The organism is Rahnella sp. GSA61A (genome assembly GCF_019969905.1).
GTDB classification, from domain to species: Bacteria; Pseudomonadota; Gammaproteobacteria; order Enterobacterales; family Enterobacteriaceae; genus Rahnella; species Rahnella aceris.
Genome location: NZ_JAHXYO010000017.1, coordinates 51,501 through 73,136 on the forward strand (window position 1 = coordinate 51,501; position 21,636 = coordinate 73,136).

Annotated in this window: 19 protein-coding genes and 1 tRNA gene; 12 read left to right on the forward strand and 8 right to left on the reverse strand. The window is 53.3% G+C overall.

Annotated elements, in window-relative coordinates; all coding sequences use genetic code 11:
• Positions 1-19: 19 nt before the first annotated feature.
• Positions 20-1,675 carry an alpha-glucosidase gene (locus LC431_RS19400; RefSeq protein ID WP_223510182.1) on the forward strand — a complete coding sequence of 552 codons (1,656 nt, stop codon included), beginning with the start codon at positions 20-22 and terminating at the stop codon, positions 1,673-1,675.
• The gene (locus tag LC431_RS19405; protein ID WP_223510183.1) at positions 1,675-3,333 is read left to right on the forward strand and encodes an alpha-glucosidase; all 1,659 of its coding nucleotides are present in this window, start codon (positions 1,675-1,677) and stop codon (positions 3,331-3,333) included. Before LC431_RS19400 ends, LC431_RS19405 begins: the two co-directional genes overlap by 1 nt.
• A gap of 261 nt (positions 3,334-3,594) precedes the next feature.
• Here LC431_RS19405 and LC431_RS19410 read toward each other — a convergent pair.
• Positions 3,595-3,670: transfer RNA gene (locus LC431_RS19410), tRNA-Asn, on the reverse strand.
• Between the two features lie 394 nt (positions 3,671-4,064).
• Between LC431_RS19410 and LC431_RS19415 the strand changes: the two genes are divergently transcribed.
• The 7 genes from LC431_RS19415 (at position 4,065) to LC431_RS19445 (ending at position 11,155) form a co-directional block, all read left to right on the forward strand.
• Positions 4,065-4,937, forward strand: coding sequence for a MurR/RpiR family transcriptional regulator (locus LC431_RS19415; RefSeq protein WP_013575983.1), 873 nt, complete (start codon positions 4,065-4,067; stop codon positions 4,935-4,937).
• Positions 4,938-4,965: 28 nt separating this feature from the next.
• Positions 4,966-5,547: a D-alanyl-D-alanine dipeptidase gene (gene ddpX, locus LC431_RS19420; protein ID WP_013575982.1), complete on the forward strand. Its 582-nt coding sequence runs from the start codon at positions 4,966-4,968 to the stop codon at positions 5,545-5,547.
• Between the two features lie 47 nt (positions 5,548-5,594).
• Complete coding sequence (locus tag LC431_RS19425; protein WP_013575981.1) at positions 5,595-7,175, forward strand: ABC transporter substrate-binding protein; 1,581 nt, start codon at positions 5,595-5,597, stop codon at positions 7,173-7,175.
• Positions 7,176-7,236: 61 nt separating this feature from the next.
• Positions 7,237-8,253: an ABC transporter permease gene (locus LC431_RS19430; RefSeq protein ID WP_015690085.1), complete on the forward strand. Its 1,017-nt coding sequence runs from the start codon at positions 7,237-7,239 to the stop codon at positions 8,251-8,253.
• Positions 8,254-8,257: 4 nt separating this feature from the next.
• The gene (gene ddpC / locus LC431_RS19435) at positions 8,258-9,169 is read left to right on the forward strand and encodes a D,D-dipeptide ABC transporter permease (protein WP_112152523.1); all 912 of its coding nucleotides are present in this window, start codon (positions 8,258-8,260) and stop codon (positions 9,167-9,169) included.
• A 1-nt stretch (position 9,170) separates the two neighbouring features.
• On the forward strand, positions 9,171-10,199 hold the full coding sequence (locus tag LC431_RS19440) for an ABC transporter ATP-binding protein (protein ID WP_112152524.1): 1,029 nt from the start codon (positions 9,171-9,173) through the stop codon (positions 10,197-10,199).
• Positions 10,199-11,155: an ABC transporter ATP-binding protein gene (locus LC431_RS19445; RefSeq protein WP_223510184.1), complete on the forward strand. Its 957-nt coding sequence runs from the start codon at positions 10,199-10,201 to the stop codon at positions 11,153-11,155. The genes LC431_RS19440 and LC431_RS19445 overlap by 1 nt, the downstream gene beginning before the upstream one ends.
• 262 nt (positions 11,156-11,417) lie before the next feature.
• Here LC431_RS19445 and LC431_RS19450 read toward each other — a convergent pair whose 3' ends face one another.
• From LC431_RS19450 to galB, 4 genes are read right to left on the reverse strand one after another with little or no spacing between them, the layout of a single operon-like run.
• Positions 11,418-12,302, reverse strand: coding sequence for an NAD(P)-dependent oxidoreductase (locus LC431_RS19450; protein ID WP_223510185.1), 885 nt, complete (start codon positions 12,300-12,302; stop codon positions 11,418-11,420).
• Positions 12,295-13,419 (reverse strand): 4-oxalomesaconate tautomerase, encoded by a 1,125-nt coding sequence (locus LC431_RS19455; RefSeq protein ID WP_223510186.1) that lies wholly within the window; start codon positions 13,417-13,419, stop codon positions 12,295-12,297. The genes LC431_RS19450 and LC431_RS19455 overlap by 8 nt, the downstream gene beginning before the upstream one ends.
• A gap of 9 nt (positions 13,420-13,428) precedes the next feature.
• Positions 13,429-14,154, reverse strand: a complete 726-nt coding sequence (locus LC431_RS19460; RefSeq protein ID WP_131637880.1) for a 4-carboxy-4-hydroxy-2-oxoadipate aldolase/oxaloacetate decarboxylase — start codon at positions 14,152-14,154, stop codon at positions 13,429-13,431.
• Positions 14,151-14,897: a 4-oxalmesaconate hydratase gene (gene galB, locus LC431_RS19465; RefSeq protein WP_013575973.1), complete on the reverse strand. Its 747-nt coding sequence runs from the start codon at positions 14,895-14,897 to the stop codon at positions 14,151-14,153. Before galB ends, LC431_RS19460 begins: the two co-directional genes overlap by 4 nt.
• A gap of 150 nt (positions 14,898-15,047) precedes the next feature.
• Between galB and LC431_RS19470 the strand changes: the two genes are divergently transcribed.
• From LC431_RS19470 to LC431_RS19480, 3 genes are all read left to right on the forward strand, one after another.
• A complete protein-coding gene (locus LC431_RS19470; protein ID WP_112198151.1) occupies positions 15,048-16,277 on the forward strand; it encodes a LysR family transcriptional regulator in 1,230 nt (409 codons plus the stop codon).
• 361 nt (positions 16,278-16,638) lie between these two features.
• Positions 16,639-17,751, forward strand: coding sequence for a glycosyltransferase (locus LC431_RS19475; RefSeq protein ID WP_223510187.1), 1,113 nt, complete (start codon positions 16,639-16,641; stop codon positions 17,749-17,751).
• A complete protein-coding gene (locus tag LC431_RS19480) occupies positions 17,744-18,997 on the forward strand; it encodes an O-antigen ligase (protein WP_131637874.1) in 1,254 nt (417 codons plus the stop codon). Before LC431_RS19475 ends, LC431_RS19480 begins: the two co-directional genes overlap by 8 nt.
• A 69-nt stretch (positions 18,998-19,066) precedes the next feature.
• On the opposite strand, the gene aroQ is transcribed toward LC431_RS19480, so the two are convergent.
• Genes aroQ through LC431_RS19495 form a run of 3 tightly spaced genes read right to left on the reverse strand, consistent with a single transcriptional unit; the run spans position 19,067 to position 21,616 of the window.
• Positions 19,067-19,507 carry a type II 3-dehydroquinate dehydratase gene (gene aroQ, locus LC431_RS19485; protein ID WP_015690079.1) on the reverse strand — a complete coding sequence of 147 codons (441 nt, stop codon included), beginning with the start codon at positions 19,505-19,507 and terminating at the stop codon, positions 19,067-19,069.
• Between the two features lie 16 nt (positions 19,508-19,523).
• Positions 19,524-20,357 carry an amidohydrolase gene (locus LC431_RS19490; RefSeq protein ID WP_223510188.1) on the reverse strand — a complete coding sequence of 278 codons (834 nt, stop codon included), beginning with the start codon at positions 20,355-20,357 and terminating at the stop codon, positions 19,524-19,526.
• A complete protein-coding gene (locus LC431_RS19495) occupies positions 20,354-21,616 on the reverse strand; it encodes a gallate dioxygenase (protein WP_223510189.1) in 1,263 nt (420 codons plus the stop codon). The genes LC431_RS19490 and LC431_RS19495 overlap by 4 nt, the downstream gene beginning before the upstream one ends.
• Positions 21,617-21,636: the final 20 nt, after the last annotated feature.

Below are 21,636 nucleotides of genomic sequence, written 5' to 3' on the forward strand. Positions count from 1 at the left end.
GTTTAGGGAAGAGAAAGTCATGAGTGATATGCACAGCGCACAGCAGTGGAAGGATGCCGTGGTTTATCAGGTCTATCCGCGCAGCTTTATGGACAGTAACGGTGACGGTACCGGTGATCTCAACGGCATCATCAGTAAACTCGACTATTTGCAGCAGCTCGGCATCAATATGCTGTGGCTGTCGCCGGTTTATCGTTCGCCGATGGACGATAACGGCTATGACATCTCCGATTACGAGAATATTGCCGATATTTTTGGCTCGATGGCTGAAATGGAGCATCTGATCGCGGAAGCAAAAGCACGGGATATCGGCATTCTGATGGATCTGGTTGTCAATCACACCTCCGATGAGCATCCGTGGTTTATTGATGCGCTGACATCAAAAAACAGTGCTTACCGTGATTTCTACATCTGGCGCAAACCGGCGGCTGACGGCGGACCGCCCAATGATCAACGTTCCCATTTTGGCGGCAGCGCCTGGACACTGGATAAGGCCAGTGGGGAATATTATCTGCACCAGTTTTCAACGCGCCAGCCGGATCTCAACTGGGAAAATCCCGACGTACGTGCCGCCATCCACGCGATGATGAACCGCTGGCTGGCGCTTGGTATCGGCGGGTTCAGAATGGATGTTATTGACCTGATCGGCAAAGACGTCGATCAACAGATCATGGCAAACGGTAAAAATCTGCATCTTTATCTTCATCAGATGAACCGCGCCACCTTTGGCCCGAACGGCAGCATAACCGTTGGTGAGACGTGGAGTGCAACGCCGGAAGATGCACTGCTTTACAGCGCCGAAGCGCGGCAGGAACTGACGATGGTCTTTCAGTTTGAGCACATCAGGCTTTTCTGGGATGAACATCATGGAAAGTGGCGCAACAAGCCCTTTGATCTGCTGCATTTCAAGGCTGTTATCGACAAATGGCAGACAGCGTTAGCCCACTGCGGCTGGAACTCGCTGTTTTGGAGCAATCACGATTTGCCACGCGCCGTTTCCAAATTTGGCGATGAAGGTCAGTATCGCGTCGAGTCGGCAAAAATGCTGGCCACAGCGCTCCACTGCCTTAAAGGCACGCCTTACATTTATCAGGGCGAAGAGATTGGCATGACCAACGTGCGTTTCCCGCGCATTGAGGACTATCGGGATATTGAAAGTCTGAATTTGTATCAGGAACGGGTGGCCGAAGGCGTCAGTCGCGAAGAGATGATGAGGGGGATCCACGCCAACGGTCGCGATAACGCCCGAACGCCGATGCAGTGGGACAGCAGTCAGCATGCTGGTTTTACAACATCACAGCCCTGGATTGACGTGAATCCCAATTATAAACAGATAAACGTGGCGGCGGCGCTTGACGATCCCAACTCTGTTTTTTACCACTACCAGCAACTGGTGGCGCTGCGTAAGCAACAACCGCTGCTGGTTCACGGCGACTTCAGGCAGATTTTCAACAGCCATCCGCAGGTTTTTGCCTGGTTACGCACGTCGGGCGACCAGACGCTGGTGGTGATCAATAATTTCACCCGTGAACCCCTGACGCTTGACGTGCCGGACAACCTGCAGTCGTTGCAGGGCCAGTGCCTGATCAGTAACTATGCGCCACGTGAGCAACTGGGTGCGCGTTTACAACTGCAACCCTATGAATCTTTTGCTTTATTAATCGGGAGTCTCTGATGGCAAACTGGTGGAAAGAGGCCGTGGCGTATCAGATCTATCCACGCAGCTTCAAAGACAGCAACCGCGATGGTATTGGCGATATTAACGGCATAACTGAAAAACTCGATTATCTTAAGGATCTGGGGATCGATCTGATCTGGATCTGTCCGATATATCAGTCACCCAACGACGACAACGGCTACGACATCAGCGACTACCAGCAAATCATGGCAGAATTCGGCACGATGGCCGATTTTGACCACCTGCTGGAGCAGGTCCATCTGCGCGGGATGCGGTTGATTATTGATTTGGTCGTTAATCATACTTCTGATGAACATCCCTGGTTTGTGGAGTCGGGTTCCTCCCTCGATAATCCGAAACGCGACTGGTACATCTGGCGCGACGGTAAACAGGGGGGCGAGCCGAATAACTGGGAGAGCATTTTTAACGGATCCGCCTGGAAATATAGCGCGGCCACCGGGCAGTACTTTTTACATTTGTTTTCTGAAAGGCAGCCGGATCTCAACTGGGAGAACCCCGGCGTGCGCTCGGCCATTTACACCATGATGCGCTGGTGGCTTGATAAAGGCGTGGACGGCTTCCGAATTGATGCTATCTGCCATATGAAAAAAGAGCCAGCATTCAGTGACATGCCTAATCCGCAGGGACTCCCTTATGTGCCGTCGTTCGAACGCCATCTGAATTATGACGGATTGCTCGATTACGTCGATGACATGTGTGAACAGGTACTCAGCCGCTACGACATTGTTACCGTCGGTGAGATGAACGGCGTCACCGCTGAACAGGGCGAGGAGTGGGTTGGTGAGCAGCGCGGCAGACTGAACATGATCTTTCAGTTTGAGCACGTAAAGCTGTGGCAGGACGGTCAACACACTAAAGCGCAGTCTGGCCTCGATCTGATGGGCTTAAAAGATATTTTCACGCGCTGGCAGACGCTGCTGGAAAATAAAGGCTGGAATGCGTTATACGTCGAGAACCATGATCTTCCCCGCGTGGTGTCAGGATGGGGCGACGCCGAAAACTATCATCGTGAGAGTGCGACTGCCATTGCAGCTATGTACTTCCTGATGAAAGGAACGCCGTTTATCTATCAGGGACAAGAGCTCGGCATGACCAATACGCATTTCGCCAGCCTGGATGATTTTGACGATGTTGCCGCAAGAAAACGTGCGAGTGAAATGCGCAGACAGGGCATGGAGGAGTCAGACATTCTGGCAATTCTTAGCCGTACCGGGCGCGATAACTCACGTACACCGATGCAGTGGGATCACAGCATTCATGGCGGTTTCAGCTCCGTGACGCCCTGGTTTCCTGCAAACAGCAATTACCGCGAAATCAACGTCGCGCAGCAGCGCGAAGATAACCATTCCGTTCTGAATTTTTATCGTGCGCTGATCCGCCTGCGGCGGCAGATGCCAGCGCTGATTGAGGGGAACTATCAACTCCTGTTGCCTTCCGACCCCCATATTTACGCCTATCTGCGTACGCTGGAAAATCAGCAGATCCTGGTGATCGGTAATTTCAGCGCCTGTCCACAAGAGGTTGATTCACAACAGTTGGTGCTGGAAGGTGCGCAATTGCTACTGGGTAACTATCAGGAGGAGGGAGCGCTGCACATTTTACGGCCCTATGAGACACGGATTTATCAACGTTAAGCTCTGTCTGCGGGAATATTCTGCGCACACATAGCCAGAATGCAGGGTTTACCTCCGGTAAGCCGTGGTTCCGTATCAACCCGAATCGAACTCACCTGACCCCAAATCTGACCACCAAATTTCCCGGTGCGGAGGGGAAACTGAAAATGCATCGGGAAGGTTTTCATGCTCACTGATTGCCTCAACGCCATACAGGCAGGGGCTCCGGCGTATAAAAACCAAAAAGCCCGCTTAAGTTTCCTTAAGCGGGATTTTCTAATTTGGCTCCTCTGACTGGACTCGAACCAGTGACATACGGATTAACAGTCCGCCGTTCTACCGACTGAACTACAGAGGAATCGTTGGAACGGGGCGAATAATAGCGACTGCCTGTGGGCATGTCAAAGGGTTAACGAAAAAAGTTGTCTGACTGCTTTCTTAATATTCAACTTGTTGACTATTAAGGCAAAGTGATTAAAACCTCTGCCATTTTTCTGTACGTCACGCCTTTTCACGTCTGTATTGCACTAAAAGTATTCACAAGTTGCCTGATTGTTGTGCAGGGGGTATCGGTAAGTTTTATTCTGGCCGTTATTCTGCAAGTTTTTTGCCAGCCACCGGCCATAAAATCGTCATAAATTCAGATCTGCTGCACAAATTTCACTCATATTTCGAAACTGGCACACCCCGTGCATTGTTATTTTACTAACAACGGCTAGCTTTTTGACAATGAAGCAACAGGGGATTAACTGATGCAGCCAGCGCAGGATGTGATTGAACAAATCGAAGCCTCGTTTGCCGGGCAGACACCCACGGGCAAACGCATTGCCAGCTATCTGCTGGCAAATCTTGCACAGATCCCGTTTGAAACGGCGGACAGCATTGCGCGCAGCGCGGCGACCAGTGGCATTTCTGTCGGGCGATATCTGCGCAGTCTCGGCTATCGCAATCTCGATCACTTCAAGCAAACGCTGCGCCTGCAAAGCGGCACATCATATCAGCCGTGGGTGGTTACCGACCGTCTGGGCGCTTATCGCGAACGCAGCAAACAGCCGCAGCAGGAAAAGTTGCAACAGTCGCTGACGCTCGAACTCGAAGCCATTAATCACGTGTATCAGCTGGCGCAAACTGACAGTTTTGCACAGGTCAGCCGCCGTCTGGCCGATGCGGAGGCGGTGTTTATTCTCGGTATCCAGTCGGTACGCGGCATTGCCAACAACTTCTCCAGTTATCTCGAGTACTTACGGCCAAAAGTCTATTTCGCCGACGGGCTTTCCGGCACCTATGTCGAATCCCTGAATTCGGAATTCGCGCAGCCTTATCTGGTAGTGACCGACACCCGTGCCTATTCGAAGATGGCGCAAACTTATTGCGAAGCTGCCTGTGAACGCGGCCTGAACGTGGCACTGATCACCGACATTTACTGTCCGTGGGCGCGCGATTATCCGGTGGATTTATTGCAGGTGAAAACCGACACCGGCCAGTTCTGGGACTCGATGGCGCCGCTAAGCTGCCTGTTCAATCTGTTGTGCTCGGCGGTGCTCGAACTGCGCGGTCACGATGTAGAACAGCGCCTGGCGAATAACCGCATCCTGCAAAAACAGCTCGGACAATTTGAATCCTGAATTTCTAAACCAGCGGACAGATTTATTGATGAATACGAAAACACCTGATGTTGCCCTGATCGATCTGGCTGAAATTCTGCCCGATGCGGTGATCGACCTGAAATATGCCACCGCCGATAACCTGACCGGTCAGCCGATTTATCGCGAATCCCTCTGCCTGCTGCATCCCGATGCCGCGTCGGCGTTGGTTCGTTGTAACGAAGTCGCGAAACTGGCCGGATTCACGTTGAAAATCTATGACGCTTACCGGCCGCAGGCGGCGCAGGCCTGTTTGTGGGCGGCGTTTCCGAATCCGGATTATGTGGTGGATATCAGACTCGGTTCGCACCATAGCCGCGGTGTGGCGGTGGATCTGACCTTGCTGGATGAGCAGGGTGAGGCGGTGGATATGGGCGCGGGCTTCGATGAAATGACCGAAGTATCGCATCCGTTTTACCCCGATTTACCGCCACATATTCAGCGTAACCGCTTACTGCTTAACGCCGTGATGGCGGCGGGGGGCTTTAAGGGTATCACCAGCGAGTGGTGGCACTTTGAATTACCGGATGCCAAAACGTATCCGTTGTTGGAAGAGCGGTTCGGCTGCTATCCGCCGGTTAATGCCGCGTAATTATTGCACGTCTCTTATCACTTTTTGACAGAGCCAGGAGTTCTCAGATGAGCAACACAGCAATCAACACGTTCCGCAAAAATACGAAAACACAGGTCGCCGGTGCCATTTTTCTCGCCTTGTCAGGCTTAAGTTTTGCCACGCAGGCCGCCGTGCCGAAAGACATGCTGGTGATTGGTAAAGCAGCCGATCCGCAAACGTTGGATCCTGCGGTGACTATCGACAACAACGACTGGACGGTCACGTATCCGGCGTATCAGCGTCTGGTGCAGTATAAAACCGAAGACGGCAAAGGCTCGACGCAGGTTGAAGGGGATCTGGCGGCAAGCTGGACGGCATCACCGGATCAACTGATCTGGACCTTCAAACTCAAGCCGGGCGCTAAATTTGATGACGGTTCCGACGTCAATGCCGATGCGGTGAAATGGTCGTTCGAACGACTGATGAAAATCGGTCAGGGGCCGTCGGAAGCCTTCCCGAAAGACATGACGGTGACCGTTGTCGATCCGATGACGGTGACCTTTACGCTCAAAACGCCGTTCGCGCCATTCCTCTATACACTGGCGAATGACGGCGCGGGTATCGTCAATCCGGCGATTGCCAAAGCCAATCCGGCCGATGAAGGTAAGGCGTGGCTGGCGGGACATACTGCCGGTTCCGGCCCGTATAAACTCGATCGCTGGCAAAAAGGTCAGCAACTGGTGCTGGTGCCCAATCCGCATTACAGCGGCGCAAAACCAGCCTTTAAACGTGTTACCGTGAAAATTATCGGTGAAAGCGCCACCCGCCGCCTGCAACTGTCGCGCGGGGATCTGGACATTGCCGATTCCCTGCCGATGGACCAGCTGGCTGCCCTGAAAAAAGAAAATAAAGTCGCCGTGGAAGAATTCCCGTCGTTGCGCGTGACCTATCTGTATCTCAATAACGGCAAAACGCCGCTGAATCAGGTGGATTTACGCCGCGCAATTTCTTCTGCCGTGGATTATCAGGGCATGGTGAAAGGCATTCTCGGCGGTAACGCCAAACAAATGCGCGGGCCAATTCCTGATGGCATGTGGGGTTTCGACCCGACGGCGAAGCAATACACCTTAGATCTGACGCAGGCCAAAGCTGACCTGGAGAAAGTCAAAGACAAGCCGCAGACGCTGGACTTCCTGTATTCCGATAACGATCCGAACTGGGAATCCATCGCGCTTTCCGTGCAGGCCAGCCTCGGCCAGGCCGGGATTAACGTGAAGCTGGAAAAACTGGCTAACGCCACCATGCGTGACCGCATCGGGCAGGGTGATTACGACATCTCAATTGGTAACTGGAGCCCGGACTTCGCCGACCCGTACATGTTTATGAACTACTGGTTTGAGTCCGACAAAAAAGGCCTGCCCGGTAACCGTTCCTTCTACTCAAATCCTGACGTTGATGCGTTGCTGAAAAAAGCCGTGTCAGTGACCGATCAGAAACAGCGCACCGACTATTACCAGCAGGCGCAGAAAATCGTTATCGACGAAGCGGCATACGTGTATTTGTTCCAGAAAAACTATCAGGTGGCGATGAACAAAGACGTCAAAGGCTTTGTTTTCAACCCGATGCTGGAGCAAGTCTTCAATGTTGGTCAGATGCATAAGCAATAACCGCAATATCATTCACGAAAACCCCTTTCACGACCTGAAAGGGGTTTTACGGGGAAAAACTATGACTTTTTGGACTCTGATTCGCCAGCGCTGCTGGGGTCTGATACTGGTGATGGCGGGCGTGTGCGTCATTACTTTTATCATCTCGCATATGATCCCGGGTGATCCGGCGCGGCTGCTGGCGGGCGATCGTGCAAGCAATGAAATGGTCGAACATATCCGTGAGCAACTGGGGCTGAATCAGCCGCTTTACGTGCAGTTTTTCCGTTACGTCAGCGATTTGTTGCACGGCGATTTGGGCACGTCGATCCGTACCGGTCGTCCGGTACTCGAAGACCTGAAAGCGTTCTTCCCGGCGACCCTGGAACTGGCGGTCAGCGCACTGTTTCTGGCGATTGTGCTCGGCATTCCGCTGGGCGTGTTGTCGGCGGTGTACCGCAATAAATTTCCGGATCATCTGGTGCGTCTGCTTTCCGTGCTCGGCATTTCCACGCCTGCGTTCTGGCTGGGACTGGGCGTCATCATCCTGTTCTACGGGCATCTGAACCTGCTGCCGGGCGGCGGAAGGCTGGATGACTGGATGGATCCGCCCGCCAATATCACCGGCTTTTATGTGCTCGATTCCCTGCTGACCGGTAACCGGGACGCCTTCTGGAACAGCCTGCAACATCTGGCGATGCCTGCGCTGACGCTGGCGTTTGTACACATGGGGATCGTGGCGCGGCAAATTCGCTCGGCGATGCTTGAGCAACTGAGTGAAGACTACATTCGGACGGCGCGGGCTAACGGGTTGTCACGCTGGCGGGTGATCCTGAGCCACGCCTTGCCGAACGCGCTGATCCCGTCGGTCACCGTGCTTGGGCTGGCGATGGGCGATTTGTTGTATGGCGCGGTGCTGACCGAAACGGTGTTTGCCTGGCCGGGTATGGGCGCGTACGTGGTGAATTCGATTCAGGCGCTGGATTTCCCGGCGGTGATGGGTTTTGCGGTGGTGGTGTCGTTTGCCTACGTCATCGTCAATTTATGCGTCGATTTACTGTATGTGTGGATCGATCCGCGCATCGGCCGTGAGGGGTGAGCCAATGTCTGTGATTGAACCGGGCGTCAATAATCCTCGGGCCGACATCGTGGCGCCAGATGTCAAACCGCGCTTTGCCAACTGGCGGCGCACATTCTATCTGCTGAGCCGCAGTCCGCTGACGATGTTAGGGCTGGCGATCATGCTGATTGTGCTTTTCATCATGATCTTTTCGCCGTGGCTGGTGCCGCACGATCCTAACGCCATCAGCCTGACTGACCGCTTGCAGGCACCTTCCGCGCTGCACTGGTTTGGGACTGATGAAGTCGGGCGGGATCTGTTCAGTCGTGTGCTGATAGGTAGCCAGCAATCCGTAGCCGCCGGGCTGGCGGTGGTGATCATCGCGGGCACGACAGGCTCGTTGCTTGGCTGTTTTTCCGGCGTGGTCGGCGGTGTGGTGGATGCGCTGATTATGCGCTGTATGGACATCATGCTGTCGGTGCCGTCGCTGGTATTAACCATGGCGCTGGCCGCCGCGCTCGGGCCGAGTTTGTTTAACGCCATGCTGGCGATTGCGGTGGTGCGCATTCCGTTTTATGTGCGGCTGGCGCGCGGTCAGACGCTGATGCTGCGTCATCAGGCTTATATGCAGGCTACGCGGACGTTCGGCGCGTCACGCTGGCATCTCATTACCTGGCACGTGCTGCGCAATGTGATGCCGCCGCTGGTGGTGCAGGCTTCTCTGGATATCGGTACCTCGATTCTGATGGCGGCAACGTTAGGGTTCATCGGCCTGGGCGCTCAACAACCGACCGCAGAGTGGGGCGCGATGGTCTCCAACGGCCGCAATTATATTCTCGATCAATGGTGGTATTCAGCCTTTCCAGGTGTGGCAATTCTGATTACCGCCACCGGTTTTAACCTGTTCGGCGACGGTCTGCGCGACCTGCTGGATCCGAAAAGCAGAGGGCGCTGAGATGACTGAACAATCCCAGGCGCCGGTACTGGAAATCGACAATCTGCAACTGGTCTTTCCGGTTTACGGCGGAGAAGTGAAAGCGCTGAATCAGGTGTCGCTTTCAGTGAACGCTGGCGAAATCGTCGGCGTGGTCGGTGAATCCGGCTCAGGCAAATCGGTCACGGCGATGATGGCGATGCGCCTGCTGCCACCTGACGGTTTTACCGTGACCGGCGGTGCGTTACGCATGCTCGGCACCGACGTGATTCACGCCAGTGAGGAGCAGATGCGCACATTGCGCGGCGCGCGCGTGGCGATGATTTTCCAGGAGCCGATGAACGCCCTGAATCCGACGCGTAAAATTGGCCGTCAGATGTGCGAAGTCATTTGTCTGCACCAAAAACTCAGCAAGGCACAGGCGTGGCAAAAAGCCATCGGCCTGCTGCAGGACATGCAGATTGCCGATGCGGAGCAGGTGATGTCACGTTATCCGTTCGAACTCTCCGGTGGTATGCGTCAGCGTGTGCTGATCGCCATGGCATTTTCCTGCGAGCCGGAGCTGATTATCGCCGATGAACCGACCACGGCGCTGGATGTTACGGTGCAGCGTCAGGTTTTGCGTTTGCTCCAGCGCAAAGCCCGTGCCAGCGGAACCGCCGTGTTATTTATCACCCACGATATGGCGGTGGTGTCCCAGTTGTGCGACCGGGTGTACGTGATGTACGCCGGACATGTGATTGAAAGCGGCAACACGGCGGATGTAATTGAAACGCCATCGCATCCCTATTCCATCGGATTATTACAGGCGGCACCGGAAAACGGCGAGCCGCGCAGTCTGCTGAAAGCCATACCCGGCACGGTACCGAATCTGGCAAAACTGCCGCAGGGCTGTGCGTTTCGTGGCCGCTGCAATCATGCCGATGACCGCTGCATCGCGACACCGGCGCTGGCCTCGTTGCCGTATTTTCCGCAGCAATCTGTTGCCTGCTGGCATCCGCAGCGTTATGCCGGCGAAATCCACATTCAACGCATTGAGGAGCATTCCTGATGATGGCTGAGGCACTGGTAGAGTTGCAGGATGTGCGCGTGCGGTTCCCCGCCAGTTATAACTGGCGCGGCAAACCCACCAGTTATGTGCACGCGCTGAACGGGCTGGATCTGAATATTATTCGCGGCGAAACGTTAGGCATTGTCGGGGAATCCGGCTGCGGGAAAAGTACGCTGGCGCAGTTGCTGATGGGCTTACAGAAGCCGAGCAGCGGAGAAGTGCACCGCGCACGCCATGACAATTCCTGGTTCGGCTCCGGTATGCAAATGGTGTTTCAGGACCCGCAATCGTCGCTGGATCCGCGTCTGCCGGTCTGGCGGATCATCACCGAACCGGTGTTCGTGCAAAAACACAACAGCAGCCGCGAGCGTCGTGAACTGGCTGCGACGCTGGCAGAGCAGGTGGGGATCCGCAGGGAATACCTCGACCGTCTGCCGCATGAGTTTTCCGGCGGTCAGCGTCAGCGTATTTCTATCGCCCGTGCGCTGTCTTCAGAGCCAGACATCATCGTGCTGGATGAGCCGACCTCGGCGCTGGATATTTCAGTGCAGGCGCAAATCCTCAATTTGCTGGTGGAACTGCAACGCCAGCGCAACCTGACTTATGTGCTGATTTCTCACAATGTGTCGGTTGTTCGCCACATGAGTGACCGCGTGGCGGTGATGTATCTCGGGCAAATTGTGGAACTGGGCACTGCGGAAAACGTATTGTCCGAACCGCAACATCCTTACACCCGTCTGCTGCTGGATTCGGTTCCCCGCGCCGGTCGTCAGCTTGATGAAGGGATAGTCGATAAGAAAGGTGAATTACCCAGCAACCGTAACCTGCCGATGGGATGTTACTTCCGCGAACGTTGTCCGCTGGCCGGGGATGGTTGTCAGATGCCGCAGGATCTTGTGCATGGGGTGGGCGGCGTGGTGGCGAGGTGTCATCGGGTTATGCCGGAGCGGGTGTAGTTTTTAGCTCCTCCCCTGCGAAGGGAAGGAAGCACGCCAGTTAAATCTGACCAGAGTTTGGTTTTAGCTCCTCCCCCTGCGAAGGGGGAGGCGGGGAGGGGGTATTAATGGCGAAACGATTGTTGAAGTATCCGCCGGGTAAAAACGTGCCAAAGCAAACTTCAACGCTATGATTTCTCTGTAATACCCCACCCCAACCCTCCCCTTCGCAGGGGAGGGAGTTGACCGGTTTTCTCCTCCGGTCAGGTGAGAAAGGGACAACTTATTTTCGTAAAAGATCTACTGTCCTCCCCCAGTCAAACGGCTCCAGATCCGTATATCTGACCCCCTTCGCGGCCAGCGCATCCACCAGCCCCTGCTGGGCAAGTACGGTTCCCCGGCTCAGGTTGGGCGCGACGCCGACGTCTTCCAGTGTTTTCACCACTTCACGCATTTCCTCGGCGCGGCGCTTGCCGTGTTCAGCGATGCGGCTGATAAGATAATGCGGAAACGGTCCGTCCCAGCCCAGTGACGGAAAGCTGGCGTGCAACGAGGCGAGCACTTCTTTCTCGACGCCGTACTGACGTGCGGCACTCAGACATTCGGCGGTCAGCGCTTCCAGGCCTTTTATCATCACACTGCGGCACATTTTTATCGCCGAGGCTTCTCCGACGGTGTTGCTGTGAACTTTGCTGTTAAATCCGGTTTCATTCAGCCATTCATTGATCGCGTAAACATGTGTGCCGCCCAGCAGTAACGGGGTTTTCAGCCTTGCAGGCGGATAGGGGGCCATGACGGCGACATCAATGTAATTGCCACACGCCTGCTCAATCAGCGCCATCGCTTCGCGTTTGGTGTGCGGCGAAACTGAATTCAGATCGAGAAAGAACTGACCGGGTGCGAGATGCCGGGCGACGGCACCGGCTACATTCAACGCTTCGGCGGCGGTCACAGCGGAGAAAATGATCTGACTGCCTTTCACGGCGTCTTCCAGTGACGGCGCAAAATGCACTCCGGCGTCACGGGCGCGCTGCCGGATAACCGCTGAATCTGTCAGCTTATCAAACGCCACGATATCCGGTGCCGGATTTTGCTTTTTCAGATCCGTTGCCAGAATGGTGCCCACTTCGCCGAGGCCGATGAGGGTAATGCGGGTCACGTTATTCATGATGAGATCCCTGTTGATCGTCCTGATGACCGTCCCAGACGCTGGCGGGGATGGCGACACGGCCTTCAAAAATCAGCCTTGCGGTACGTAACAGGGCACAGCCAGCCAGCCGTTCTGCCCCTGTTTTTGTCGGATCGAGTTGTAATTCCACGCTGAATTCCCCGGCCGGATGTTCCACGCTGATTAAAGGCGTGTTGCCGGACGGCGTATGTGCCAGCCCTTCGGTGATGCTGCCGGGGATCAGGCAGGCGCTGGCGACGCTGACCGCGCCGAGTACGCCAATCGAGGCGTGGCAGCGATGCGGAATAAACGTCCGGCTGGAGATGGCACCGCCATTTCGCGGTTCGGCAATTAATGTCATTTTTGGCACGGTGCGCTGCGTGACATCGCCGAGTTTCATTTTCGGGCCCGCCTGTAAGCGGATGGATTCGAGGCCTTTTTTCAGCTCCGTGTCTGCATCCAGCTGTTCACGGCTTTCATAACCACTGCGCCCGAAATCGGCGGCGCGCAGCAGAATAACCGGCATGCCGTTGTCGATGCAGGTGACGTCGATACCGTCGAACGTGTCGCGGGCGTTACCGGTTGGCAGCAACGCGCCGCAACTGGAACCGGCGATATTGGCAAATTCCACGCTGATTTTGGCCGCGGTGCCCGGTACGCCGTCGATGCGCAACTCACCCTGATAGCACACCTGACCCTCTTTTACCGGCACATGCGCGGTCGCAATCTGGCCGGTGTTTTCCATGAAGATCCGCACCGGGGTAATCCCTTCAACCGCGCTCAGCAGTTGCCTTTCAATGGCGAACGGGCCGACGGCAGCCAGGATATTGCCGCAGTTTTGTCCGTAATCCACCACGGCTTTATCGACATTAACCTGCGCAAAAAGATAATCGACGTCGGCGTCAGGGCGTGCCGAAGGGCGGATAATCGCCACTTTGCTGGTCAGCGGATCGGCGCCGCCAAGGCCATCAATCTGGCGCGGATCGGGGGAACCCATCGCCGCCAGCAGCACATTGTCGCGTAAGGCCTGCTCGTGCGGTAAATCGTCCGCCAGAAAAAATGCGCCTTTTGACGTCCCGCCGCGCATCAGCAGGCAGGGGATTCGGGTCTGCGGCATATCGGCTCCTCAGCGCCTTGCGGCATTTTCCAGTTCTTCCAGCGAATCGAAATACTTCAGGCCTTTTTCTGCCAGACGCGGGCGCATATTGTAGATATCCAATCCGAGTTCACCGTCAGCCATCCTGGCACGTTTACTTTCTTCCAGCGCTTCACGCTCACGGCTGGCCTGTGCCACTTGCGCGACCTCTTCGCGGGGGATGACCACAACGCCGTCATCATCGGCCACAATGGCATCGCCCGGATTCACTAACTGTCCGGCGCAGACAACCGGCACGTTCACGGAGCCGAGCGTTTCTTTGATCGTACCCTGCGCGTGAACGGCCCGTGACCAGACGCGGAAACCCATATCGCGCAGCGTTTTGGTATCACGCACGCCGAGATCGGCAACCAGCCCGACCACGCCGCGCGCTTTCAGTGACGTTGCCAGCAAATCGCCGAAGAAGCCGTCAGAACATGGCGAGGTTGGCGCAACCACCAGAATATCGCCCGGCTGACATTGTTCGACTGCGACGTGGAACATCCAGTTATCGCCCGGTGCGGTGAGCACGGTGACGGCGCTGCCGGAAATCGCACAATCCTGCTGTATCGGACGGATGCCCGCATCCAGCAAGCCTTTGCGACCCTGCGCTTCATGTACCGTCGCCACGCCAAAACCCGCCAGTGCCGACACATCTGCTTTATTTGCCCGTGGAATATGGCGAATCACGACGCCTTTTTTGCCGACCAGACTCATGCTAAATCCTCCGTCACTCGCGGGAAGAGGCTCTGATAGCCTTCGCCGTAAACGATGTTTTTGGTGCTGGTGATCCCGACGTTACGTTTGGCCTGCACGCCGCGCTGTTGGGCGACGCGGGTATAGTATTCCCACAGATGTTCCTGACCGGCCATGCATTGAATGGCCTGATATTTCTTGTCCCAGACATCAGTGATATCGAGCAGAACATCGGGTTTCCAGTCGCACTGTTCCGGCTGATGTGGTTCAAAACAGTAAACCGGCGGTGCACCGACAATGGTTTCGCCCGGCTTATAGCCTTCTGCCTGCGCGATAATCCGCGCTTCCTGTGCCAGATGCGTCGCCATCGGGTGATCGTAGTTGTACGGGTCTTTCAGCGAATGGGTCAGCACAAAATGCGGCTGTACGCGGCGGTAAACATCGGCCAGACGGAACAACGATTCCTTGTCGGCGCGCAGCGGATAATCGCCCATATCGAAAAACTCGACACTGGCCCCGAGGATTTCGGCGGCGGCCATGGCTTCTTCGCGGCGTGATGCTTTCACGACTTCTTCGGTCATATTGCCTTTGCGCCACAGTTTGGCAGACTCACCGCGTTCACCAAACGACAGGCAAACGATGTGCACGGCGTAACCGGCCTGAGTATGTCTGGCGATGGCACCGCCCGCACGCCAGACGAAATCGGCAGAGTGGGCACTGACGACTAATGCACTTTTAGTGTTCTCTTTTTTGGGCTGAGTCATGGAGATGTCCTTGGTTTTTGTTCTCAAAATGTCTGAGTTCCATGCTGTCAGTCTGTGTCTGCGACGGGTAATTCATTTGATTGCATGGGGTATGCGTTTTATTTATATTGCAGGGAAAGGTCACGCAAAAAATGCTGAAGGGAGAAGGGGATGGCACAGTCGCAGATGTTGAGTAACCTGATGCAAATCAGAGCATTTTGTCAGGTGGTCGACCAGGGAAGTGTATCCCGCGCGGCTGATGAACTGTACCGCACACAATCTGCGGTAACACGGGCGATACGGGATCTGGAACAGTCCCTCGATGTTCCGCTGTTTGAACGTCACGCCAACGGCATGCTACTGACGGATTTCGGTAAATGCGTGCTGCCGCGTGCGCGACGGGCGATTGCCGAATTGCGGCAGATCCCCTCGCAGCTGGCGAAATTACAGGGCAAAAGCGGGCAAAGGCGCGGGGATACCGAACCGCTGTATCTGTTTAACGTCCGGCGTCTGCAAATTTTTATCTCTCTGTGTAAAACCCGGCATATGCAGACGGTCGCCACGCTGCTCGGCCTCAGCCAGCCCGCGGTCAGTGCTGCGCTGAAAGTACTGGAAAACGGTGCCGGTGTTGCGCTGCTGGAACGCACACCGCACGGCATGATGCCTTCACTTGCGGGGCAGGATATCGTGCCGAACCTGCGTCGTGCGCTTAATGAATTGCGTCATATTCCCGCCGACATTGCCGCCCGTCGCGGTGTGCTGGAAGGCACTGTGCAGGTTGGCGCTTTGCCACTCGGGCGCACGCGCTTACTGCCGCAGGCGATTATCGGCCTGACGCAGCGCTACAGCGGCGTGAAAGTGGTGACCAACGAAAGTGCCTTCAGCGCACTGGCGTCCGAGCTGCGGTCCGGCGAAGTGGACTTTATTTTTGGCGCGCTGAGATCCCGTGATTATGCGGCTGATATGGCAACAGAAACATTGTTTACCGAAAGCATGGTGATTCTGGCGAGAAAAGGACATCCGTTGCTGGCAGAAAATGTCACGCAGGAAACTCTGCGCGAGGCGCGCTGGGTGTTGCCGCGTGCTGAAACCCCGGCAAGACACCTGCTGGATAACAGTTTTGCCGCCATGGGGATGCCGCCGCCGGACCCGGTGGTGGAAAGCGGTGATCTGGGGATTGTGCGTGGGCTGCTGCTCGGTTCGGACATGCTGGCAGCAGTATCAGCCCGCCAGCTTGAGCATGAGCTTGAATCCGGCGAACTGGTTAAACTGCCGCTGGATCTGGCCGATACGCACCGCGCCATTGGCCTGACCTTCCGCGCCGGAAGTCTGCTTTCACCTGCCGCAGAGGCGCTGGTGATGGAGATCAGAAAAGTGTGTGGCAACCCCATTTTCATATGAAAATTTTGATTACGGGTAATTATCGTGTGTGAAATATGAACGATGTTGTTATGTGCTTTGGGTTTTGGGTCATTATTATCCTTAATACAAACAGGATGAATTCCGGTTCGTTGTATAAACAAAATACCTGTATCAGATCGCCCTCGTTTTACAGGCCCTGTCAGTATTGGGAATTCTCTAATTTTTAAGACAAGGTTACGTTTGTGTCTGTTTTGTACATGAATGGCCTGTCATTTTAAGGTAAGATGTCCGCCCTTGTGAAGGGAATGCCTGTTTTTTGATAAACCTTGTATAAATATGTGTTGAGAAATAAAGGTTGAATATTGCTCTCGCGGTTTGAGGGCTGTGAAGAGACTGGACTATGATAACTAAAGAAAAAGAAGTTATTAATAAAAAGAAAATAGTGCTTGTGACAGATTTACTTATCGGGCGTGGCGGCATGGAAAACGTGACCAGCCAGGTAATATCAGCACTCAAAAAGAGTGAAGAGTTTGAGGCGGGTTTTTTCGTCATCAATAGTGGTGAAAAGACGTACTCAAAATCCTGGCTCGATAATGCCGTGCTATTTGAAAGTGTCTGCACACTACGAAATAAAAAAGTAAAAAACTTCATACATACTCTGCGGCTTCTCTTATTTATCAGAAAATATAAACCAGAACATGTCATTACACTTAATACAATACCCAGCTTAATGGCACGTCGTGCAATTACCTTTTCTGCGCATAAGACTGTTTTATCCACATGGATGCATCTTCCACCCCGGGAGCGGTATCGCCCGCATTATCTGTTATCAGCAGAACATCATTTTGCGATCAGCGATGAAATAAAAAATCAACTGACAGAGTTGGGTGTCGACAAAAATAACGTCGATGTGATTTTTAACCCCGTGAAAAAAACGGATACGGTTATTTTAAGACCCGAGTCGCTCAGAATCCTCTACATCGGCAGAATACATTTTGAAAGACAAAAGCAGTTAAAAGATCTCTTTGATGCGCTTGCCCGGGTCAATGTCCGCTGGTCATTAGATATCGTGGGAGATGGTGAAGATTTGGCCATATGTCAATCTTATACGCAACAGTCGGGGATTTCTGATCAGATTACCTGGCATGGATGGCAAAGTGACCCCTGGGAATATGTCGAAAATAATATCAAAGAAGTCACTTGCCTGGTCATGACGTCTAATTTCGAAGGCTTCCCGCTTGTGCTGCTGGAAGCGATATCCCGGGGAATATATTGCGTCTCCTCTGATTGTATCAGCGGTCCGTCAGAAATAATTGAAAACAATATTAATGGGCAACTTTATCCGCAAAATGACATTATTACGCTTTCTCAAATCATTAATAAAATAGGCAGTGATCGGGTATTGCCAGAGCAGGCCGTGATAAAGGAAAGTATCGGGAAGTTTTACGAAGATGCGTATATGAATAATTTTAAGAATATTCTTAATAAGATTGCTGAGGGAAAAGATGAATAGCAAATCTGCTACAGCTCCTTTGAAAATAATTGTTAATGCATCAGTTATTGCTCTTTGCATTTCACTTTCATTGAGCATGTTTATTACCGGATGGCCACAAAAAATATTCTATGTTGTTTCTTACGTCAGTTTTTTTACCACTTTATATGCTATTTACAAAAAGGATATCTCATTTAAGAATGAACATTTTTATCTGGTGATGTTCTTTTCATTGTTTTTTTTAGCCGCAGTCCGTTTTGTCTGGGCAATGATGCTAAAGCATAATGGCATAGATCCCTCGCCGACGAGCGCAGGCATCATTAACAATTATTTAGTAGGGAGCAAAAGGATCCTGCTGGGTGCTTTTGTCATCTTATGTCTTTCTGTGTATGGTTCGCTGACAACTCAAAAAACTATATTCTTAAGTAAAGTAATAATCGTGCTGGGGTTGATTGTTACGCTGGGCTTCGGGTTACATGAACATTTTTATACCGTGAATGACCGGATAAAACTGACGACTGATGCATCGTCAATGTCCTCTTATATGATTATTTTCATATACGCGGCTTATCTGGGGTTAAGCCGGTTAGAAAATCATCGTTATTCAAAATGTGTGGATCTAGGGGCTTTTATACTGACCTTTATCCTCCTGTATTTATGTGGGACAAGAATTACCATTCTCGCTCTCATATTCCTTAAGCTTACCTTTATATTTTTAGAGTATAAAATAGACTTAAGAAAAAATTGGCAGATGGCGGGGTTGGTCGTGCTCGCTATTGTGGCGATTTTAGGCATCACCGGGCATCGCTGGGCCCAGGGTATTAATGATATCCAGAAATATGATGTACAAAGTTCAACATCACTGGGGGCCAGGGTGGCGATCTGGCAAAGTGGTATATACCTGTTACATCACCATATTGGTTTTACTACGCCTGATGAGAGAACCACGTTGGCCAGAGCGTTTATCAAAACGCATCATCCGGAAAACACGGAAGGCTATACCAATGTTCAATATAATATGCACAACGAATTTCTTGAGGTCACTACACTTCAGGGATTATTAGGAACGTTTTCCTTATTGCTGCCTTATCTGGTTTTAATCTATGGGTGGGTGAGGAAAGTTAATATTAAAGGCATGGTGCTACCATTTATTGCTTTATTCGTTACCGGACTGACGGATTCAGTGATTCTTTATGATCAGACAGCAACATTGTTTGTCATGTCGCTGGCAGTCTGCTGTATTGGTATTCGAAAATCTGCTGAATAACATGCCTGAAATATAAGGATTCACACTCTGAATCCTTATATTATTTAAGTTTTTTTCCAAAAATCTGCTTTATTTATTCAGATTCACCACAGCCTGTCTGATCGCATATTCATAGCCCTGAATGCCAAAACCGCAGATTACGCCGACGGCAACGTCGGAAAGGAATGAATGGTGGCGGAAGGCGTCGCGTTTATGCACGTTGGTGATATGCACTTCGTACAGCGGCAGGCTGACGGCGGTCACGGCGTCACGAATAGCTACTGAAGTGTGCGTCCAGGCAGCGGCGTTGAGCACAATCGCGTCCACTTTGCCACGGCATGCCTGAATGCGGTCAATCAGATCTCCTTCGTGATTGGTCTGGAAGAATTCGATTTTTGCGCCGCAGTTTTCGCCAGTCTGATGACAAAGCTTTTCGATGGTCGCCAGCGTGTCGTGACCGTAGGTTTCCGGTTCACGGGTGCCCAGTAAATTGAGATTCGGGCCGTTGAATACGGCAATGTTGTAGTTCATCAGTGTCTGCCTTTTTTCAGTAATCCGTAAATCCAAACAAATCTTTCGGGGTCTGCCACAAAATCTGCTGGCGGATCTTTTCATCAGGAAATAATTGTCCGACCAGCATCAGTAACGTACCGAGATCCATCCGGTGCTCCGCCCGCAGGAACGGCCAGTCGGAACCCCACATGCAATGCTCCGCGCCGAAGGCATCCAGCAGGGCGTGCTGGTAGGCGTGCCCGTCCTGATACGGGAAAGGCTGACGGCTGAATTTCGCTAAGCCCGACAGTTTTACCCAGGTTCTTTGCTGGTCAGCGAGGCTGAGCAGTGCCTGAAAAGCCGGTTGTTGCAACCCCTGCGTAACGTCTGGTCGTCCTGAGTGATCAATCAGCAGCCGCGTGCGGGTACGGTTAATCAGCGGCAACAACGCCAGAAGCTGATCGTTTTGCACCTGAATGGCGGCGAACATATCCAGTTCGGCAAGACGCCCCATCAGGCCGTCGAGATGCAAAAACGACTCCGTGCCGAGCATCGCGACGTTCATGGCAATGCCGACCACACCGGCATTTTTCAGGTTTGCAAGCTGCTCAATGCCGATGTCAAACGGCACCACGGTAATGCCTTTGAAGCGCCCGTTGCCTTTTTGCAGCGCATCTAGCAGACACGCACTGTCGGTGTTATATCCCGAGGTCGGGCCGACAATCAGCGAGTGGCGGATGTTGTACGCCTGCATCACGGCACGGTAATACTCGGTGGTGCCAATCTCGTGACCTTCCGGACGATACGGCGTGTCCGGCAGGTACGGAAAGCGCGCCGGATCAAACACGTGGTGATGGGTGTCGATCTTGGGTTGCTCAAAAATTGTCATGCTTTCGCTTTACCTGCTACTGAATAGAGAACTTGCTGATTGCGGGTTTTCTGGAATTCTTCCAGCGTTTCGCCCCGCATCGCGGAATAAATATGTAAGTTGGACACACCGACTACCGCGCCGAGTTTTTCCAGCAGAAAGAAACTGACGCCGTAATGGATCATGCCGCGCCAGTCGAGTTCGCGCAGCAGTTGCTGTTCCTCGTCCGTCAGCTTGTTTTCGGCAAACAGCGCATGTTGATCGGTAAGAAAACGTTCACGCCATGCAGGCTGGATCAGACGGTGCAGGAAACGGTTGATGCGCAACGCTTTCAGACTGCGTGCCTGGGTGAACGGATAGGTGCCCGGCAGCTTTTCAACGCCCGCCATTTGTTGCGCGATTTTGTCACGCTGGCGCTGTTGCACATCATACGGTGCTTCACGCGACTGATTTTCGAGGATCAGCGTGGCGATACCGGTCATCGACGGCAGGTAATAAGCCTGATGCAGTTTCTTCACATTGGCTGACAGCGCACCGCGCATCACCAGCCACATGATCACTTCCGCGCCTTCCATGCCGCCCAGCGTGGCGAATTCAGCCAGCGTTATTTCGGTCAGACGTTCCGGGTCGTTGACGATCATATCGACAAACTGCTCATCCCAGTCCGGGTTGTTAAACCCGCAGCGTTCGCCGTGAACCTGATGCGACACGCCGCCGGTGGCGACAATCGCCACGTTTAAATCTTCCGGGAAACTTTCAATCGCACGGCGCAGCGCCTGACCGAGTTTGTAGCAGCGGCGGGCGGTGGGAATAGGGAACTGTAATACGCCGATTTGCAGCGGAACGATTTGTGTTGGCCAGCCGCCTTCATGCGGGAGCAGGGCGGAAAGCGGCGAGAACAAACCGTGATCCAACGGCTTATCCTGAAAGAAAGACATATCGAATTCATCCGCCATCAGGCTGGCACCGATATGCTGAGACAGCGCCGCATGGCCTTTGACCGCAGGCAGGTCACGCGGGCCGCCGCCTTCATCGGCCACTTCATACTGCTCGTCGATACCTAACGTAAAGGCGGAATAGTGATCGAAGAAGAACGAGGTCACGTGGTCGTTGAAAATGTAGACCAGCACGTCCGGTTTTTTCTCATCCAGCCATTTTTGCATCGGCGCAAAGCTCTCGAAAATCGGCGCCCAGGCGCTTTCTTCCTGCTTGTTATGGTCAACCGCAAAACCGATGGTCGGGGTATGTGAAACTGCTAAACCGCCTATGATTTTCGCCATCTTAAATCCTCAATACTTTT

What these genes read in the sequence shown, in the direction of transcription:
- LC431_RS19470 (WP_112198151.1), top strand. Translation starts at nt 15,048, where the DNA reads ATGGCACAGTCGCAGATGTTGAGTAACCTGATGCAAATCAGAGCATTT.
- aroQ (WP_015690079.1), bottom strand. Translation starts at nt 19,507, where the DNA reads ATGAACTACAACATTGCCGTATTCAACGGCCCGAATCTCAATTTACTG.
- LC431_RS19480 (WP_131637874.1), top strand. Translation starts at nt 17,744, where the DNA reads ATGAATAGCAAATCTGCTACAGCTCCTTTGAAAATAATTGTTAATGCA.
- LC431_RS19490 (WP_223510188.1), bottom strand. Translation starts at nt 20,357, where the DNA reads ATGACAATTTTTGAGCAACCCAAGATCGACACCCATCACCACGTGTTT.
- LC431_RS19405 (WP_223510183.1), top strand. Translation starts at nt 1,675, where the DNA reads ATGGCAAACTGGTGGAAAGAGGCCGTGGCGTATCAGATCTATCCACGC.
- LC431_RS19425 (WP_013575981.1), top strand. Translation starts at nt 5,595, where the DNA reads ATGAGCAACACAGCAATCAACACGTTCCGCAAAAATACGAAAACACAG.
- LC431_RS19460 (WP_131637880.1), bottom strand. Translation starts at nt 14,154, where the DNA reads ATGAGTCTGGTCGGCAAAAAAGGCGTCGTGATTCGCCATATTCCACGG.
- galB (WP_013575973.1), bottom strand. Translation starts at nt 14,897, where the DNA reads ATGACTCAGCCCAAAAAAGAGAACACTAAAAGTGCATTAGTCGTCAGT.
- LC431_RS19445 (WP_223510184.1), top strand. Translation starts at nt 10,199, where the DNA reads ATGATGGCTGAGGCACTGGTAGAGTTGCAGGATGTGCGCGTGCGGTTC.
- LC431_RS19430 (WP_015690085.1), top strand. Translation starts at nt 7,237, where the DNA reads ATGACTTTTTGGACTCTGATTCGCCAGCGCTGCTGGGGTCTGATACTG.
- LC431_RS19450 (WP_223510185.1), bottom strand. Translation starts at nt 12,302, where the DNA reads ATGAATAACGTGACCCGCATTACCCTCATCGGCCTCGGCGAAGTGGGC.
- LC431_RS19400 (WP_223510182.1), top strand. Translation starts at nt 20, where the DNA reads ATGAGTGATATGCACAGCGCACAGCAGTGGAAGGATGCCGTGGTTTAT.
- LC431_RS19455 (WP_223510186.1), bottom strand. Translation starts at nt 13,419, where the DNA reads ATGCCGCAGACCCGAATCCCCTGCCTGCTGATGCGCGGCGGGACGTCA.
- ddpX (WP_013575982.1), top strand. Translation starts at nt 4,966, where the DNA reads ATGAATACGAAAACACCTGATGTTGCCCTGATCGATCTGGCTGAAATT.
- LC431_RS19495 (WP_223510189.1), bottom strand. Translation starts at nt 21,616, where the DNA reads ATGGCGAAAATCATAGGCGGTTTAGCAGTTTCACATACCCCGACCATC.
- LC431_RS19440 (WP_112152524.1), top strand. Translation starts at nt 9,171, where the DNA reads ATGACTGAACAATCCCAGGCGCCGGTACTGGAAATCGACAATCTGCAA.
- LC431_RS19475 (WP_223510187.1), top strand. Translation starts at nt 16,639, where the DNA reads ATGATAACTAAAGAAAAAGAAGTTATTAATAAAAAGAAAATAGTGCTT.
- LC431_RS19415 (WP_013575983.1), top strand. Translation starts at nt 4,065, where the DNA reads ATGCAGCCAGCGCAGGATGTGATTGAACAAATCGAAGCCTCGTTTGCC.
- ddpC (WP_112152523.1), top strand. Translation starts at nt 8,258, where the DNA reads ATGTCTGTGATTGAACCGGGCGTCAATAATCCTCGGGCCGACATCGTG.